The organism is Actinomadura madurae (assembly GCF_047130825.1).
GTDB lineage: Bacteria > Actinomycetota > Actinomycetes > Streptosporangiales > Streptosporangiaceae > Spirillospora > Spirillospora madurae.
The window spans coordinates 9,679,558-9,696,825 of the sequence record NZ_CP083237.1; the positions used below are offsets into that span (position 1 = coordinate 9,679,558).

The 17,268-nt window shown below is 74.6% G+C and carries 16 protein-coding genes; 14 read left to right on the top strand and 2 right to left on the bottom strand.

The annotated features are described in order from the left end of the window. Window positions 1-107 precede the first annotated feature (107 nt). The 6 genes from K8Z49_RS45365 (at window position 108) to K8Z49_RS45390 (ending at window position 7,561) form a co-directional block, all read left to right on the top strand. Window positions 108-2,087: a peptidoglycan DD-metalloendopeptidase family protein gene (locus tag K8Z49_RS45365; protein ID WP_412517008.1), complete on the top strand. Its 1,980-nt coding sequence runs from the start codon at window positions 108-110 to the stop codon at window positions 2,085-2,087. A 16-nt stretch (window positions 2,088-2,103) separates the two neighbouring features. Then, window positions 2,104-3,081 (top strand): hypothetical protein, encoded by a 978-nt coding sequence (locus K8Z49_RS45370; protein ID WP_152564163.1) that lies wholly within the window; start codon window positions 2,104-2,106, stop codon window positions 3,079-3,081. Further along, complete coding sequence (locus K8Z49_RS45375; protein ID WP_021599973.1) at window positions 3,078-4,589, top strand: NADH-quinone oxidoreductase subunit NuoF family protein; 1,512 nt, start codon at window positions 3,078-3,080, stop codon at window positions 4,587-4,589. The genes K8Z49_RS45370 and K8Z49_RS45375 overlap by 4 nt, the downstream gene beginning before the upstream one ends. A gap of 128 nt (window positions 4,590-4,717) precedes the next feature. Beyond that, window positions 4,718-5,350, top strand: a complete 633-nt coding sequence (locus tag K8Z49_RS45380; RefSeq protein WP_033334350.1) for a DUF4142 domain-containing protein — start codon at window positions 4,718-4,720, stop codon at window positions 5,348-5,350. Window positions 5,351-5,382: 32 nt separating this feature from the next. After that, window positions 5,383-6,813, top strand: coding sequence for a DUF1996 domain-containing protein (locus K8Z49_RS45385; protein WP_024936789.1), 1,431 nt, complete (start codon window positions 5,383-5,385; stop codon window positions 6,811-6,813). 73 nt (window positions 6,814-6,886) lie between these two features. Beyond that, window positions 6,887-7,561: an NAD(P)H-binding protein gene (locus K8Z49_RS45390; protein ID WP_075019827.1), complete on the top strand. Its 675-nt coding sequence runs from the start codon at window positions 6,887-6,889 to the stop codon at window positions 7,559-7,561. On the opposite strand, the gene K8Z49_RS45395 is transcribed toward K8Z49_RS45390, so the two are convergent. After that, entirely contained in the window at window positions 7,549-9,339 is a 1,791-nt protein-coding gene (locus K8Z49_RS45395; RefSeq protein ID WP_021600213.1) for an AMP-dependent synthetase/ligase, read from the bottom strand. The two genes, K8Z49_RS45390 and K8Z49_RS45395, sit on opposite strands and share 13 nt — an antisense overlap. 204 nt (window positions 9,340-9,543) lie before the next feature. On the opposite strand from K8Z49_RS45395, the gene K8Z49_RS45400 reads away from it, so the two are divergent. The 6 genes from K8Z49_RS45400 to K8Z49_RS45425 all read left to right on the top strand — a co-directional run bounded on the left by K8Z49_RS45400 (window position 9,544) and on the right by K8Z49_RS45425 (window position 13,925). Beyond that, entirely contained in the window at window positions 9,544-10,239 is a 696-nt protein-coding gene (locus tag K8Z49_RS45400; RefSeq protein ID WP_075019829.1) for a copper homeostasis protein CutC, read from the top strand. A gap of 113 nt (window positions 10,240-10,352) precedes the next feature. Beyond that, window positions 10,353-11,120: a metallophosphoesterase family protein gene (locus K8Z49_RS45405; RefSeq protein ID WP_024936422.1), complete on the top strand. Its 768-nt coding sequence runs from the start codon at window positions 10,353-10,355 to the stop codon at window positions 11,118-11,120. 61 nt (window positions 11,121-11,181) lie between these two features. Continuing rightward, window positions 11,182-11,616: an SRPBCC family protein gene (locus K8Z49_RS45410; protein WP_021600455.1), complete on the top strand. Its 435-nt coding sequence runs from the start codon at window positions 11,182-11,184 to the stop codon at window positions 11,614-11,616. Window positions 11,617-11,688: 72 nt separating this feature from the next. Next, the gene (locus tag K8Z49_RS45415) at window positions 11,689-12,198 is read left to right on the top strand and encodes a hypothetical protein (RefSeq protein WP_024936421.1); all 510 of its coding nucleotides are present in this window, start codon (window positions 11,689-11,691) and stop codon (window positions 12,196-12,198) included. A 54-nt stretch (window positions 12,199-12,252) separates the two neighbouring features. After that, window positions 12,253-13,221: an ROK family glucokinase gene (locus K8Z49_RS45420; RefSeq protein ID WP_024936420.1), complete on the top strand. Its 969-nt coding sequence runs from the start codon at window positions 12,253-12,255 to the stop codon at window positions 13,219-13,221. A gap of 2 nt (window positions 13,222-13,223) precedes the next feature. Then, window positions 13,224-13,925, top strand: a complete 702-nt coding sequence (locus K8Z49_RS45425) for an endonuclease/exonuclease/phosphatase family protein (RefSeq protein WP_412517009.1) — start codon at window positions 13,224-13,226, stop codon at window positions 13,923-13,925. 19 nt (window positions 13,926-13,944) lie between these two features. On the opposite strand, the gene K8Z49_RS45430 is transcribed toward K8Z49_RS45425, so the two are convergent. Next, entirely contained in the window at window positions 13,945-14,805 is an 861-nt protein-coding gene (locus K8Z49_RS45430; RefSeq protein WP_024936418.1) for a hypothetical protein, read from the bottom strand. Window positions 14,806-15,174: 369 nt separating this feature from the next. Between K8Z49_RS45430 and K8Z49_RS45435 the strand changes: the two genes are divergently transcribed. After that, window positions 15,175-15,909, top strand: coding sequence for a lysophospholipid acyltransferase family protein (locus K8Z49_RS45435; RefSeq protein WP_021600358.1), 735 nt, complete (start codon window positions 15,175-15,177; stop codon window positions 15,907-15,909). A 151-nt stretch (window positions 15,910-16,060) separates the two neighbouring features. Further along, window positions 16,061-17,245, top strand: coding sequence for a MacS family sensor histidine kinase (macS, locus tag K8Z49_RS45440; RefSeq protein ID WP_412517010.1), 1,185 nt, complete (start codon window positions 16,061-16,063; stop codon window positions 17,243-17,245). Window positions 17,246-17,268: the final 23 nt, after the last annotated feature.

Consider the following 17,268-nt stretch of genomic DNA (forward strand, 5'->3'; position numbering starts at 1 on the left):
CGTGATTCCGGCAATGTCTCAAGCGGAACCCGCCGCCGGGCGCAAGCCCGGCGGTGCGGAGCCGAAACGGCGTTCGCGAGCTCTCCGTCTCCTCCACAGGAGAGGGCATGGCGCGACGCGATTACGGGCATGCGTCCCGGAGCTCTACGCATGCTTCACCGTGGGCGGAGACGCCCGCGCGCCCGTCCTCGAGGCGGGAGCCCAAGCAGGGGCTCCTGTCCGAGGATCCCCAGTGGCCCGAAGGGTCCTGGTGGTCGGAGCAGCCGGACTGGTCCGAGCGGGGACGCAAGGCGTCCCGGCGCGAATCGAAACGGCGCGAACCGAAACGGCGCGGGGGCAGGTCTCGCGCGCCGCGGTCCGGCGAGCGCGAGGAGCGTCCGCGGCAGCGTGCGCGGTGGCCTGAGCCGCCGCCCGCACAGCGCGACGACGCGCGGACGGACGGCTTCGGCGCGCGCAACGGGCCGGCCGGCGCCGAGCCGTTCGGCGAGCGGAACCGGCGGCCCGCCCCGCGCCCGGAAGGACCCGCCCCCCGGCAGGAGCGGCCCGCCCCCCGGCAGGAGCGGCCCGCCCCCCGGGCCGGGCGGTTCGACGCGCGCATGGAACAGCGGGACGCGCGCACGGAGCAGTTCGACGCGCGCACGCGGCAGTTCGACGCGCGCACCGAGGGATTCGGCGGCCGGGCGGGGCGGCCCGAGCGCGACCGATCCCGTGACTTCCCCCAGCGCGGCGGGCGGGCCCGCGGGCCCGAGCGGCCGCGCGCCCAGCGCCGCCCGGACCGGCGGTCCGAGCAGCGGCAGCCGGCGCGCCCGGAACCGCGGCGCCGCCCGTCGACGCCGCGTCCCGGCCCGAAGGCCACGCCGCGCCGCGGCCGGCGCCCCGCCGACCGGCTGAGCATCGGCGCGATCGTGCTGTCCACCGCCGTCGGCCTCTCCCTGCTCGGCATCGCCGAGCGGGCCCTGCTGGACGGCGGCCCCCTCGGCGGCTCGTCCGGCGCCGTGGGCTCGCAGCGCCAGATCAAGCCGCCGAAGCAGGGCGGCTCGGGCGGGGCCGCCCAGCCGCAGCAGCCGGCCCCGCAGCAGCCGGGCGGCGGCGGTACGGCCGCCCCGCCGGCGGGGCCCGACCTCGGGCTGCTCGCCGCCCAGGTCCGGAAGCTGACCCTGGCGCAGCGGGGTGCCGCCGCGCGGCAGGCCTACGGCGCCGCGCCGACGGCCGCGCCGCTCGTGGACGCCATCCGGACGAGCGCCGACAAGACCTGGGTGTTCGGCACGAGCGCGATCCCCGTCCCGGCGTCCAGCACCGCCAACCCCGAGGTCGCCTTCTACGCCGCCCACTGGACCGGCAAGGAGTGGCAGGTCGGGCTGTCGGGCAACCGGGCGTTCGGCGGCCTGCTCGGCGACGTCCCCGCGAAGGTCATGTCGGCGTCGGAGGCGCGGCTGCTGAACAAGTACGGGGCGCTCACCGCCGGCCAGGCCACCGCCCTCGTCAACGGCACGCGCGCCGGCGACGGGCTGATGCTGCCGTGGAAGATCGGCCAGGCCTGGTCGATGACGACGTCGGACGGCGCGGCGCGCCCGCTGGGGGCGCTGGCGTTCGCGGGCGGCGACGGGCGGGTCGTCGCGGCCGGCGACGGGCGCCTCTACCGGTTCTGCTCCAGCAACGCCGGCGCGCTGGTGATGGTGATCCACCCGAGCGGCCTCGCGACCACCTACTACCACCTGCGGAACGTGCCCCGGCTGCGCGACGGCAGCGTCGTCAAGCGGGGCGACGCGGTCGGCCGCACCGGCACCGGCCGGCCCTGCGGCGGCGCGGAGGCGCCCCGCGCCCAGGTCGGGTTCGGGCTGCGCCGCGGCGCCGAGGCGGTCCCGCTGGCCGGCGCCGTGATCGGCGGCTGGACGTTCCAGGAGCGGGCGAACCCGCTGCTCGGCTTCGCCGAACGGGGCGTCCTGCAGGTGCTCACCGGGGGCCTGCTGGCCAACCTCGGCCCGGTCCCCGCCGCGGACGACTCTCCGTCGTCATCGCCGTCCCCCGGCGCGACGCCGAAGGACGGCGCCGGATCGGCCGGCGCTCCGGCGCCGGCCGCAACCTAGAAGAGGAGTCCGAGCGGTGCGAATTCGCAACAGTGATGATCCCGCGGTGCCCAGCTGGGTGCTGCGCGTGGTGCTCGCCGGCGCGGTCGTGGTCCTCGTCGGCGCGGCGACCCCGCAGGGCGCCGTCGCGGTCGCGAACGTGCAGTACTTCCTCAACTTCTACGCCGGCGTCTTCGCCCTCGTCGCCCTGACCACCGCGGTGATGAGCGGGCTGCTGGCGACCGAGCGGCTCATCCTGAAGATCCGCCACCGGGTGCTCGCGCAGGCGCTGCACCGCGCCTCCGCGGTCGTCGCGACCGCGATGCTGGTCGCGCACGTCACGGTGAAGGTGATGAACGGCCTCGCCCTCCCGGTGCAGGTCGTCGTCCCGGACGGCGGCGCGGTCGGCCTCGGCACGATCGCGTTCGACCTGATGATCCTGATCGTGATCACCGGTGCGATGCGGGCGCGGTTCGCGTTCAAGGGCAAGGCCTGGGTGTGGCGCTCGATGCACGCGCTCGCCTACATCTCGTGGCCGTTCGCGATCGTGCACGGCCTGATCACCGGCCGGGCGGCCGCGCCGTGGGTGGTGCTCAGCTACGTGATGAGCGTGGTGTTCGTCGTGCTGGCCCTGATCACTCGGATGGTCGTGGTGATCAAGCCGCGGGACGTGCACCTGGCGGGCGACGAGGTCGACTCGTTCACGCGGCCCGACGGCGCCGGCCGGCGCCGCGACCGGCGCGCCATGGCGGCGCGCGACCACGAGGAGGGACGCGTCGCCGCGATGGCCCGCGGCCGGGCGGCCGAGGCCCGGGACGGGTTCGGCGACCCGCGCGGCCTGGACGACCCGCGCGACCTCGGCGACCCCCGCGACTACGGCGACCGCGACTTCGACCGGGACTTCGCCGACCCGCGCGACTACGGCTCCCGCGGGTTCGACGACCCGCGCCGGACCGTGTCCGACCCCCGCGGCATGCCCGTGACAGGGCCGGGTGACACCGAGGTCATCCGATGACCTCGACCGTCACCGTCTCGAACATCGGCGGGCCCAGGCTGACGCTCGGGTTCGACCGGTTCGACCGGCTCGACCTCGACCGGCACCTGGCCGTGCACGGCAAGCTGCGCGCGCCGGTGCTGGAGGACCTGGTCCGCATGGCGGAGCAGGTCGACCTGCGCGGGCGCGGCGGCGCCGGCTTCCCGCTCGCGCGCAAGCTGATGGCGGTCGCGGCGCGGGTCAACTACCCGACCGCCGACCAGACCGCGCTGCTGCCCGGCGAGAAGGGCAACGAGCGCGGCTCCAGCGAGGACGTCGTCGTCGTGGTGAACGGCGCGGAGGGCGAGCCCGGCAGCTCCAAGGACAAGGTCCTGCTGGGCCGTGCCCCGCACCTGGTCCTCGACGGCGCCCAGATCGTCGCGAACGCGCTCGGAACCCAGCGGATCGTGCTGGCCGTGGAGAGCGACGAGGCGGCCCGGTCGGTCCGCGCCGCGATCAGCGAGCGGCGGATGCCGGCCCGGGTCGTCCGGCTGACCGAGCGGTTCATCTCCGGGGAGAGCGGCGCGGTGGTCCGCGCGATCAACGGGGAGACGCCGATCCCGCCGGGCGTCAAGGTCCGCGCCTCCGACTCCGGGGTGGACGGCTTCCCGACGCTGCTGTCCAACACCGAGACGTTCGCGCAGCTGGCGGTGCTGGTCTCGCTCGGTCCCGACCTGTACGCCTCGGCCGGGACGGAGGAGGAGCCGGGCACCACGCTGCTCACCATCGGCGGGACCCAGGTCGTCGAGGCGCCGCTCGGCACGCCGCTGCGGGCCGTCCTCGACCACTGCAAGGTGCCGCCGTCCCCGGGCGTCCTCGTCGGCGGCTACCACGGGATGTGGCTGGACCCGGCCGGGGTGTCGCGGGCCGTGCTGTCGCGCTCCGGGATGCGGCGCGTCGGCGGGACGGTCGGCGCCGGCATCATCCTGCCGCTCACCCAGGGCACCTGCCCGCTCGGCGAGGTCACCCGGATCGCCTCCTACCTCGCCGCGCAGTCCGCCGGGCAGTGCGGGCCGTGCCGGCTCGGGCTGCCCGACGTCGTCCGGTCGCTGAACGCGCTCACCGAGGGGGCCGGGACGGTGGAGGACGTCCGCCGTGCCGCCAGTGTCGGCCGCGGCCGCGGCGCCTGCACCCACCCGGACGGGACGGCGAAGTTCGTCCTCTCGGCGATGGAGGCGTTCGGCGCCGACATCGACGCGCACCGGTGGGGCGGCGGCTGCGGCCTGTCGACCTACGGCGTGCTCCCGCTCCCGGTGCCGGACGGCTCGGAGGGGCGGGTGGCGATCGACTGGAGCCGGTGCGACGGGCACGGGCTGTGCGCCTACCTCGTCCCGGAGCTGATCCAGCTCGACCGGTACGGCTTCCCCGTCGTGCTCGGCACCGAGATCCCGTCGTGGATGGAGAAGGACGTGCAGAAAGCGGTCGCGATGTGCCCCGCATTGGCACTGCGCGTCATCAACGGAGTACCCGGAGCACCATCGCGCCGGTGATTTCCGGACGCTCGGAAAATTGAAAATCCGCCGGACATCGTTGAACCCTCCGGACGGTGCGGTGCGTATCAACGGCAAAACCCGCGCCGGGTCCGTCGAGAGCTCCTCGAAAGGAGGAATGAATTCCCTTGAGGAAATCCTACGGCAGCACAGAGAAGCGCAGGCTCCCGCGCTTTGGCAAGGGGCGTGTCCTGCTGATTCTCGCGGCCGTGGCGGCCGTCGTGGCGGCCTTCGCGGTCGTCATGAATCCGGTCGGCGTGCCAGCCAGTGGCGCGGCGAACCTTGGCGGCACCGTGAACACCCGATGGGGGAAGCTGAGCACCCTGGACCGGCAGCTGCTGGTCAAGGTGAGGCAGGCCGGCCTGTGGGAGATTCCCGCCGGTCAGCAGGCTTCGCAGCGTGCCTCCAGCCCCCGGGTCAAGGAGGTCGGCGAGATCATCATGCGCCAGCACATGCAGCTGGACGCCGACACCCGCGCCGAAGCGCAGAAACTCGGCGTCCTCCTTCCCAACGAGCCCAACGGCACCCAGAAGAGCTACCTGAGGGAGATGTCGGGCAAGTACGGCGCCGATTATGACAAGACGTTCGTGTTGCGTTTGCGTGCCGCTCACGGGCAGGTCTTCACCGTCATCGCCAAGGTGCGCGCGCAGACCGAGAACAGCGAGATCCGCGCGTACGCCGAACGGTGCATGAAGTTCGTCAACACGCACATGTCGCTACTGGAGAGCACGGGCCTGGTTCCCAGGCGTGCCCTGCACTGACCTACACCCCCCGTAAAGGGAGCACTTTTCACATGATTCGGAAGAAGAAGGCCTTCGCCGCGATGATCCCGGCGCTCGCTCTGGTCGCGACGGCCTGTCAGGAGAACCCCGGCGCCGCGGCGCAGCAGCCGTACGCCCCCGCGACCACCCAGGCGGCCGGTGCCGCCTACCCGGCCGAGCCCGCCGGCGGCAAGAACGCCGGCGCCCCCAATCTGCCGGGCGCCGACCCGCAGGACCCGCAGGGCGGGGGCCAGACCAGCGCACCCCCCGCGGGCGGCGGCGGTCAGGGCGGCGACGGCGGCCAGACGGGCGAGCCCCCGGCGGGCGGCGGCCAGGACGGCGGCCAGAACGGCGGCGGCGAGCAGGAGAGCCCGCCCCCGGCGGGCGGCGACCAGGGAGACGGCCAGGACGGCGGTCAGGGCGACGGCCAGAACGGCGGCCAGGACGGTGGTCAGGGAGACGGCCAGAACGGCGGCCAGGGTGACGGCCAGGACGGCGGTCAGGGTGACGGCCAGGACGGCGGGAACGAGGCGCCGCCGATTCCCGAGCTGCGCGCGGACCAGTACGTCAGCATCCGCCAGGCGCCGCGCGTCCGGCAGCCCCGCCAGAGCCGGCAGGCCTCCACGGGCGTGTTCGCGTCCAACTGCGGCGTGAACGAGGGCCAGGCCCACAGCAACCCCGACAACGTGCTCGCGGCGCCCGGCGTGGTGAACGGCGCCCACCACATCCACGACTACGTCGGCAACCTCGACACGAACGCCTTCTCGACCGACGAGACCTTCGCCGCGGCGGGAACGACCTGCACCAACGGCGACAAGTCGGCCTACTTCTGGCCGGTGATCCGGCTCCGCGACGGCCAGGACGACTCCGACCGCGCCGAGCAGAGCACCGCGGACGGCAACATCGGCAGCATCGTCACCCCGTCCAGCGTGAAGCTCCAGTACTTCGGCAACGCGCGCAGCAAGGTCGTCGCGATGCCGCGGTTCATCCGGGTCGCGACCGGTGACGCCAAGGCCGTGACGAACGGCCTGGCGAACGCGCACGCGAGCTGGACGTGCACGGGCTTCGAGAACCGGGCGTTCACCGACAAGTACCCGCTCTGCCCCGAGGGCAGCCAGGTCCTGCGCGTGCTGAACTTCCCGAGCTGCTGGGACGGGCAGAACACCGACAGCGCCAACCACCGCGACCACATCAAGTTCACGGACCCGCGCACCGGCGCCTGCCCGCAGGGCACCAAGGCGGTCCCGCAGCTGCGGATGACGCTGGCGTACGACGTGCCCGCCGAGCCGCTGAAGTTCGCGCTGGACAGCTTCCCCGAGTCGGGCCACGACCCGGTGACCGACCACGGCGACCTCATCAACGTGATGGACGAGGCGCTCATGCAGAAGGCCGTCAACGCCATCAACCGCGGCGCCGGCACCCGCTCCGGCACCAAGATCAAGCGGCCGCGCTACCGCCGCTGACCCACCGCACGAGTCCGGGACCCGGACGCGCGCCGCGCGCGCGTCCGGGTCTCCGGCGTCCTACGATCGCGGCATGGACATCGTGATCGCGGGCGGGCACGGGCAGATCGCGCTGCGGCTGGCCCGGCTGCTCGCCGCACGGGGGGACACCGTGCGGAGCCTCATCCGCAATCCCGGCCACGCCGGCGACGTCGAGGACGCCGGAGCCCGGCCGGTCGTGTGCGACCTGGAGTCCGCGGACGCGGACACGGTCGCCGGGCACCTGGCCGGCGCCGGCGCGGCCGTGTTCGCCGCGGGCGCGGGGCCCGGCAGCGGCGCGGCGCGCAAGGACACCGTCGACCGGGCCGCGGCGGTGCTGACGGCGGACGCCGCCGAGCGGGCGGGCGTCCGCGACCTCGTGCAGATCTCCGCGATGGGCGCCGGCGAGCCGCCGGCGCCGGGCCGCGGCGAGGTCTGGGAGGCCTACATCAGGGCCAAGGGCGAGGCCGAGGACGATCTCCGGCGCCGCACGGCCCTGGAGTGGCTGATCCTGCGCCCGGGCCGCCTCACCGACGACCCGGGCACCGGCCTGGTGACGCTGGCCGAGCCGCCGATCGGGCACGGCCCGGTCACCCGCGACGACGTGGCGGCGGTCATCGCGGCGCTGCTCGGCGCCCGCGACGTCCGCCGCCGCACCCTGGACCTGCTGGGCGGCACGACCCCGGTCGCCGAGGCCGTGGCCGCCCTGCGCGGGGGTCAGGCGGAGTAGAGCTCCTCGATCTCCTCGGCGAAGTCCTTCATCACGACGTTGCGCTTCACCTTCAGGCTCGGCGTCATGTGCCCGGCCTCCTCGGTGAAGTCGACGCCGAGGACGACGTACTTCTTGATCGCCTCGGCGTGGCTGACGGACAGGTTGGCGTCGGCGACCGCGGCGTCGATCTCGGCGACGAGGTCGGCGTCGCGGCGCAGCTCGTCCACCGTCATGGCGGCGGGCTTGCCGTGCCGGGCCTTCCACGGCCCGAGCGCCTCCTCGTCCAGGGTGACGAGGGCGCTGATGAACTTGCGGCCGTCGCCCACGACGAGGCACTGGCTGATCAGCGGGTGCGCGCGGAGCCTGTCCTCGAGCGGGGCGGGCGCGACGTTCTTGCCCGCCGCGGTGACCAGGATCTCCTTCTTCCGCCCGGTGATCTTCAGGAAGCCGTCGTCGTCCAGGGAGCCGAGGTCGCCGGTGTGGAACCAGCCGTCCTCGATGGCCTCCTTGGTGGCGGCCTCGTTGTTCCAGTAGCCGCGCAGGACGTTGACGCCCCGGACGAGCACCTCGCCGTCCTCGGCGATGCGCAGGTCGACGCCCGGGATCGGCCGGCCCACCGTGCCGATCTTGAGGGCGGTGGGCCGGTTGACGCTGGCGGGCGCGGTCGTCTCGGTGAGGCCGTACCCCTCCAGGATCGTGATCCCGACGCCCCGGAAGAAGTGCCCGAGGCGCTCGCCGAGCGCGGCGCCGCCCGACACCGCGTACTCCACCTTGCCGCCGACGGCCGCGCGGAGCTTGCCGTACACCAGCACGTCGAAGACCTTGTGCTTGGCCTTGAGCCCGATCCCCGGCCCGCCGGCGTCCAGCGCCCGGCTGTAGGCCACCGCGGTCTCGGCCGCCGCCTTGAAGATCTTGCCCTTGCCGTCCGCGGCGGCCTTCTGCTCGGCGCCGTTGTAGACCTTCTCGAAGACGCGCGGGACGGCGAGCAGGAACGTCGGCTGGAAGGACGCGAGGTCGGGCAGCAGGTTCGGGACGTCGCTGTGCCCGAGGACGATGCCGCCCTCGATGGTGGCGACCTCGATCAGCCGGGCGAAGACGTGCGCGAGCGGCAGGAACAGCAGCGTGGAGCTGCCCTCCACGGCGACCTCGGCGATCGCGCCCTGCACGGCGTTGCGGGCGGTCGACACGAGGTTCCCGTGCGTGATCTCGCAGCCCTTGGGGCGCCCGGTGGTGCCGGAGGTGTAGATGAGCGTCGCGACGTCGGACGCGGTGCGGGACTGGCGGCGCTCCTCGATCGCGTCGTCGCCGACGTCGGCGCCGAGCGCGGTGACCTCGTCCACGGCGCCGGCGTCGATGCCCCACACGTGCGCGAGCGCGGGGAGCTTGTCCCGCAGGCCGTCGACGGTCGCGACGTGCTCGGCGGTCTCGGCGAACACGGCCTTGGTCTCGGAGTCGCCGGCGATCCACTCGATCTGCTCGGCGGAGGACGTCTCGTAGATGGGGACGGAGACCGCGCCCGCCGCCCAGATCGCGTAGTCGAGGACCGTCCACTCGTACCGGGTCTTCGACAGCAGGCCCACCCGGTCGCCGGGCTCGACGCCGGCGGCGACGAGCCCCTTGGCGACGCCGGCGGCCTCGGCCGCGAACTCGGCCGCGGTGACGGCGCTCCAGGCGCCGCCGCGGTTGCGGCGCGCCACGATCCTGCCGGGCTCCTCGGCCGCCCGGGTGAAGGGCGCGTCGGTCAGAGTGGCGGAGTCGGGGACCTCCACCATCGCGGGGACGCTGAACTCGCGCACGGCCCACTCCTGTAGTCGATCTTCGTGGTCGGCGGGGAAGAACGAAGACTTCTCCGCTGCCGCATGATACCCACGAGTAGGAAATCCGCCCCCGCAACCGCGGGTTAACGGCACGGCAAAGACCGGCCGTCGCCCCTGGCGCGCGCCGCCGGGTCGCCTACGCTTGTGTCCGGTCGCACAACGGACGCCGTTCGGGGGAACGCCATGTCACTGCTCGAAGTGATCGCGCTGACCGTGGCCGACGCCGGGGCGGCGCGGGACGGCGGCGCCGACCGGATCGAGGTCGTCGCCGACATGGCCGCGGACGGGCTCACCCCCGATCCCGACCTCGTCGCGGCGATCCGCGACGCCACGCCCCTGCCGATGCGGGTGATGCTGCGCGCCAACGCGGGGTTCCGCACCACCGGCGCCGAGCTGGACCGGCTGCGCCGCGCCGCCGCCGGGCTCGCCGAGGCGGGCGCGGACGGGTTCGTGCTCGGCTTCCTCGACTCGGCCGGGCAGGTCGACACCGGCGCCACGAGCAAGCTCGCCGCCGAGACCGCCCCGCTGCCCTGGACGTTCCACCGGGCGCTGGACCACGCGGCCGACCCCGCCCAGGCGTGGCGGGTCGTCCGCGACCTCGGCGGCGGCCTCGACACGGTGCTCACGGCCGGGTCGCCGCGCGGGGTGGACGCCGGGGTCGGCGTGCTCGCCCGGCGCGCAGCCGAGGGCCCCGCCGCGGCCGGGATGATCATGGCGGGCGGCGGGCTGCGCCGCAAGCACGTCGCCCTGCTCGCCGCGGCGGGCGTCACCGCGTTCCACGTGGGCACGGCCGTGCGCCCGGACGGCGACTGGGAAGCCCCGGTCGACGCCGCCCTGGTGCGGGAGTGGCGCGCGCTCGTGGCGGCGGCCACCGCCTGAGCCGCCACCGCCTGAGCCGCCACCGCCTGAGCCGCCACCGCCTGATCCAGGCTGAGCCGGCACCGCCTGAGCCGCCCGTTCTTCCGGGCGGTACGCCCTATTACAGTCGGTTCATGAGGATCCATGTGGTGAGCGACGTCCACGGCCGCGCGGACGCGCTGGCGGGCGCGGCGGACGGCGCGGACGCGCTCATCTGCCTGGGCGACCTGATCCTGTTCGTGGACTACCAGGACCACGGGCAGGGCATCTTCGCCGACCTGTTCGGCCAGGAGAACGCCGACCGCTTCATCGCGCTGCGGACCGAGAAGCGCTTCGAGGAGGCCCGCGCGTTCTCCAAGGGCCTGTGGGCCTCGCTCGAAGGCGACGCCTGGCCGCACATCGAACGCGCCGTCGACCGGCAGTACGCGGAGCTGTTCGCGGCCATGCCCACCCCGGCGTACCTGACCTACGGCAACGTCGACGTGCCGCGCATGTGGGGCGCGCACCTGCGCGACGGCCACCACGTCCTGGACGGCGAGACCACGGAGATCGGCGGGCTGCGGTTCGGGTTCGTCGGCGGCGGGCTGCGCACCGAGTACCGCACCCCCTACGAGCTGGACGACGAGACCTACGCCGCCAAGGTCGCCGCCGTCGGCGAGGTGGACGTGCTGTGCTGCCACATCCCGCCCGCCGTCCCGGAGCTGCTGTACGACACGGTGGCGCGCCGGTTCGAGCGGGGCAGCGAGGCGATCCTGGACGCCGTCCACCGGACGCAGCCGAAGTACATGCTGTTCGGGCACGTCCACCAGCCGCTCGCGAGCCGGATGCGCATCGGCCGCACCGAATGCGTGAACGTCGGCCACTTCCGCGCGCGCGGAGTGCCGTACGTCCTGACGGTGTGAGGATACCTTCGTTACGACATCGGGCCCGCCGGGCCCGTGCGCGAGCCGGAGGGAGACGCAGATGGCGGACCGCACGAGTTCCTCCATCACGGTCAAGGCGGGGAAGGCCGAGATCATGGCGGTGATCGCCGATCTGGAGGCCTATCCGGGATGGGCGAGCGGCATCCGCGAGTTCACCGTGCAGGAGACGGGCGAGGACGGCCGCGCCGTGCGCGCGCGGCTGACGTTCGACGGCGGCCCGTTCAGCGACACCGTCGGGCTCGCCTACACCTGGGAGGGCGACGACCGGGTGACCTGGGAGCTGGTGGAGCCGGGCACGGTCGTCACCGGCCTGCACGGCACCTACGGCCTCGCGGAGGAGGACGGGGTCACCGAGGTGACCTACGAGCTCGCCGTGGACGTCCGCGTCCCCATGATCGGCATGGTGAAGCGCAAGGGCGAGAAGCGGATCATCGACTCCGCCCTCAAGGGCCTCAAGCGGCACATCGAGGGCTGACCGCCTCACCGGTGCGCGAGCCCGGCACGGAGGCGCTACCGTTCACGCCGAAAACGGATGGAAGATGGAGCCATGAGCGACCGACCGGGCGACGCCCTCGACGAGGCCGCCAAGCTTTTCGACGCGCTGATCAGGCGGGTGAGCGGAGCCGGCGGCGGGGACGGGCGGGCGCCGCGGGACGAGCCCGCGGACGACGTGTGGGACCGTGCCACACGCGAGGACTCAGCCGCGCGGACCGGCGAGGAGGCGGCACCGGGGCCGCGCATCGCCACCGGCGCGCCGGAGTGCCGCGACTGCCCGGTCTGCCGGGCCATCGCGATGAAGCGGGAGTCCGGCGGCGACGTGGCCCGCCACCTGCGGGAGGCCGGGGAGTCGCTGCTCGCCGCCGCCCTGGACGTGGTGGGCGCGTTCGACCGGACGCGCCCGCGCGGCGGCGGCGCGGGCGCGGCCGGGAACCCGCCTCCGGCGGACGCGGAGGCGTCGCGGGGCGCGCGGGCGGGTACGTCCGAGCGGTCGGGACGCCCGGAGCCGGGCGATCCGTGGTCGGCCGCCACGGGCGGCGGCCCCATCGACATCGGGTAGTGGCTCGTGGTAGCCGCCCCCGGCCGGGGCGGCGCGAGGAGGAGGAAGCGTTACATGGCCCTGACCATCGGCGTGGATGTGGGCGGCACGAAGGTGGCCGCCGGGGTCGTCGACGACCGGGGGACGATCCTGGAGAAGGTCCGCCGGCCGACGCCCTCGACGAACCCCAAGGAGACCGCCGAGACCATCGCCGAGGTCGTCGACCTGCTGAAGGGCAAGTACGAGGAGGTGTCGGCGGTCGGGCTCGGCACCGCGGGCTTCGTCGACGAGACCCGCTCCACCGTGCTGTTCGCGCCGAACCTGGCCTGGCGCGACGAGCCGATCAAGGAGAAGGTGGAGAGCCTCGTCGGGCTGCCGGTCGTGGTGGAGAACGACGGCAACGCCACCGCGTGGGGCGAGGCCCGGTTCGGCGCGGGCCGGGGCGAGAACTTCCTCGTGCTGGTGGCGCTCGGCACCGGCATCGGCGGCGGCATCATCATCAACGGCGAGCTGTACCGGGGCCGGTTCGGGATCGGCGCCGAGATGGGCCACTTCCGGGTCGTCCCGGACGGGCGCCGCTGCGGCTGCGGCAACCGCGGCTGCTGGGAGCAGTACGCCAGCGGCAACGCCCTCGTGCACGAGGCGCGCGACCTGGCGCGGGTGGCGCCCGCGATGGCGGGGCGCCTGCTGGAGCTCGGCGACGGCCGGCCCGAGGGCATCAGCGGCCCGGAGGTGTCGCAGGCGGCCCGGGAGGGCGACAAGGCGGCGCTGGAGTGCTTCCGGACGATCGCGCACTGGGCGGGCCAGGGCCTGGCCGACCTCAGCGCGATCCTCGACCCGGGCGCCTTCATCATCGGCGGCGGCCTGTCGGACGCCGGCGACCTGCTGCTCGACCCGATCCGCGCCGCGTTCGAGGACGCCCTCACCGGCCGCGGCCACCGGCCGCTGCCCGACATCCGCATCGCCGAGCTGGGCTCGGCGGCGGGCATCGTCGGCGCCGCGGACCTGGCCCGCGTCCGCCCCTTCCGGGACGTGATCGTCTAGGCGTGGCGCCCGTCCGCCTGCTGAGCTACAACGTCCGGTCGCTGCGCGACGAACCGGCGGCGGTGGCCCGCGTCGTCCGCGCGATCGGCCCGGACGTGGTGTGCCTCCAGGAGGTCCCGCGGTTCTGGGGCTGGCGGCTCCGGCGCCGCCGCCTCGCGGACGCCTGCGGGCTGAGGATCGCGGCCGGGCGGCGGGCCTGCGGGCTCGCCGTCCTGGCCGCGCCGCGCGTCCGGCGCGTCGCCCGCGAGTTCCACCTGCTGACCCCGGATCCGGGCCTGCACCGCCGGGCCCTGGCCGTCGCGGTCCTGGAGATCGGCGGGCGCCGGCTCGTCGCCGCGAGCACCCACCTGGACCTGCGGGACGGCCCGCGCCTGCGGCACGTCCACGAGATCCTCGCCCATCTGGACCGCGCCCGCGACCGTCACGGCGCGCCGGTGGTCCTCGCGGGCGACGTCAACGAGGAGCCGGGCGGCGGGTCATGGTCGCGGCTCACCGGGCGTTTCCGGGACGCCTACGCGGTCCGCCCGGCGGGCGAGGAGCTCACCTTCTCCGCACGCGATCCGCGCCGCCGCATCGACGCGGTCTTCGCCGACCCCGAGGTCGAGGTGATCGGGTGCGGGGTGCCGCCCGGCGGCGACGACTACGTCCTCGCGACCGACCACCGGCCCCTGGTGGCGGACCTGCGGATCCCCGGCCCGGACTGACCCGCGCCCGGCGCCCGGGTCAGACGACGGCGCCGTCGTCGGGGTCGCGGGGCTCGTCGCCCATGCGCAGGACGAGGGTGACGAAGCCGCCGATGAAGGCCGCCACGGCGAGGAACGCGGCCCAGCCGGGGACCTCCCAGTCGAGGATGACCGTGACCAGCAGGTAGAGGGGGCCGCCGATCAGCGCGATCCAGGCGCCCTTGGTGAGCGGGTCCGCGGACGGCAGCGGCGGGGGAGGGGGCGGGACGTAGTGGCCCTCCAGGTCCTCCTCCGGCGGGAACTCCGGCACCTCGTCGGCCGGCTTGATCACCCGGGCGCGGGGGAGGCGCCCGGACCGGTCCTCGCCCTCCTCCCGGGGATCGGGCTCGCGGAGGTTCTCCTCGTCCGGCCACGGCACGTCGTCGCCCTCGGGGACGTCGTCGAACCCGGCGACGATCTCGGCCCAGATGGCGTCCTCGTCGCGCTCGGCGGCGCCGCCCGCCTGCTCGTCCGGCAGCCGGCCGCCGGCGCCGCCGGGGTCGGCCAGGCCGGTCTCGGTGCGCTCGGCCGGGTCGGTGCGCTCGGTGTCGGGACGGTCGGTGTCGGGACGGTCGGCGTCCGCGCCGCGTGCGGACGCCTCGCGCAGCCGGGCGAGGTGGACGCGCAGGATGCCCTCGGCCGCCGGCTTCATGTCGACGTCGACGTACAGCCGGTCGAGGACGTCGCCGGCGACCGGCTCGGCGGCCGGCTCGGCGAGCTCCGGGAGGCCCGACGGCGACGCCGCGTAGGCCGCGACGCCCGCCTCGCCGAGGGCCGCCAGCATCGCGTCCGCCAGATGCGGCGCGAGGTCGACCAGTGGGGCGTAGGTCTCCGCTGACAGTCCATTGCCACGGCGATTCACGGGGCCGGCTCCTTCGACGACTCCGGCGTGACCGACAGCACCGGCATGACGGCCTCCGCTCCCCCCATTGACATGTGATGCCCGGTCGCGCTCCGCTGGCGGAGACACTCCCGGACACCCCGAAACGTGTGTCCCACGGTATTCGCTGCGCCGCCCGGGACAAGCCCTCGAGCGCATCCGATTGAGTTCTACCGTTCAGAGCCTACGTTCATTCCCGGCCCGCCGCCGGGGCGCGGCCGGGTTCCGCCGCGCGGTACCGGCCGGTAGATAGGCGGGACGGGGAGTGGGAGGATGTCCCATCATCTCCCCGTCGGCCAGGACCGGAAGCGTGCCCGCCCCCAGGGCGCCCGGTCCGAGGAAGGTGCCCGCATGCTCTGGTTCTGGATCCTGCTGAGGATCGTCCTGTCCCCGATCCTGTACCTCGGATGGTGGCCGCGGAACCGGGGGATGCGCAACGTCCCGAAGCGGGGCCCGGCGCTGATGGTGAGCAACCACCTGTCGTTCGCCGACCACTTCTTCGGGCCGCTGCCGCTGATGCGGCCGATCTACTTCATCGGCAAGGGCGAGTACTTCACCGGCCGGGGGATCAAGGGCCTGATCAGCAAGGGCTTCTTCACCGGCGTGGGCGTGGTGCCGGTCGACCGGACCGGCGGGGACGCGGCGGAGGCGGCGCTGCAGACCGGGCTGCGGATCCTCGGCGAGGGCAAGCTGCTCGGCATCTACCCGGAGGGCACCCGGGCCCCCGACGAGCGGCTGTACCGCGGCAAGACGGGGGTGGCGCGGCTGGCGCTGAAGTCCCGCGTCCCGGTGATCCCGATGGCGATGATCAACACGTTCGCGCTGATGCCGCCCGGCAGGCCGTACCCGCGGCTCGGCGTCCGGCCCGGTGTCCGGTTCGGCGAGCCGATGGACTTCTCCCGCTATTACGGGCAGGAGGACGACCACGATGTGCTCCGCGAGATCACCGACGAGATCATGCGGACGATCAGGGAGCTGTCCGGCCAGGAGTACGTGGACCGGTACGCCGCCGAGGTGAAGGCGGAGATGTCCGGCAAGGAGGTACGGCCGGAGGAGGACGACGGAGGCCTGGCCGACCGGGGTTGAAAGAGCGGAGCGAATCGGGGGGTGTGGGGGGTCGTCCCCCCACAGTGATTGGTTGAGCGGAGCGAACCGGGGGGTGTGGGGGGTCGTCCCCCCACAGTGATCGGGTTGAGCGAGGCGAGCCGGGGGTGGGGGCCCCTCGCGGGGAGTCGGGATGAGCGGAGTGGATCGGGGAACGTCCGTGCCGGGGCTGATGGGCCTGGAGACGGCGCTGTGGCGGGCCGTGGCGGTCTACCGCGGGCTCGCCCTCTGCTACGCGGCCGTCGTGATCGCGATGAACTCCGGCGAGTACGCGCATCCGCTCGGCGGGTGGGCGGTCCTCGCCGTCATGGCGGTGTGGACGGGCTACGCCGTGTTCGCCTTCAGCGATCCGCGCCGCCGCGGGCGGCCGCTGCTGGCCGCCGATCTCGCGGTCGCGGCGGGCTGCGTGCTGGCGACGGCATGGGTGGAGACGCCGGCCAACATCGCGGCCGGCCGGCCGACGCTGCCGGTGTCGTGGGTGGCGGCGGCGGTGCTGTCGTGGGCGGTCGCGGGCGGGCGGCGGCGCGGGATCGCCGCGGCGCTCGTCCTCGCCGCCGCGAACCTGCTGGTGCACGTGTTCGCCGGGACGAGCGGCGGCATCGGCACCACCACGTTCAACGGGATCGTGCTGCTGTTCCTCGCCGGGCTCGTCGTCGGGCACGTCGTCCGGCTGGCGCTGGACGCGGAGGCGCGGCTGGCGCGCGCGGTCGAGCTGGAGTCGGCCACCCGGGAGCGGGAGCGGCTGGCCCGCCGCATCCACGACTCGGTGCTGCAGGTGCTGGCGATGGTGCAGCGGCGCGGCGGCGAGCTCGGCGGCGAGGCGGCCGAGCTGGGCCGGCTGGCGGGTGAGCAGGAGGCGGCGCTGCGGTCCCTCATCGGCGCCGGCCCCGCGGCGCCCGCGCCGGCGCGGCCGGGCGGCGACACCGATCTGCGCCCGCTGCTGACCGGGCACGCGTCCACGTCCGTCACGGTGTCGACGCCGGCGACGGAGGTCCGGCTGCCCGCGCACGCCGCCCGCGAGATCGAGGCGGCGGTGGCGGCGGCGCTGGACAACGTCCGGCGGCACTGCGGCGCGGGCGCCCGCGCGTGGGTCCTGCTGGAGGACGGCCACGGCGGGGTCACGGTCAGCGTCCGCGACGACGGGCCGGGGATGCCCGCCGGGCGGCTGGAGGAGGCGGCGGCCGGCGGGCGGCTCGGCGTCGCCCAGTCCATCCGGGGCCGGATCGCCGACCTCGGCGGCACGGTGACGGTCTTCACCGCGGAGGGCGAGGGGACCGAGATCGAGATGACCGTGCCGCGCCCGGCCGTCCCGGCCTAGGGTGTGACCGTGAGCGACGTTCC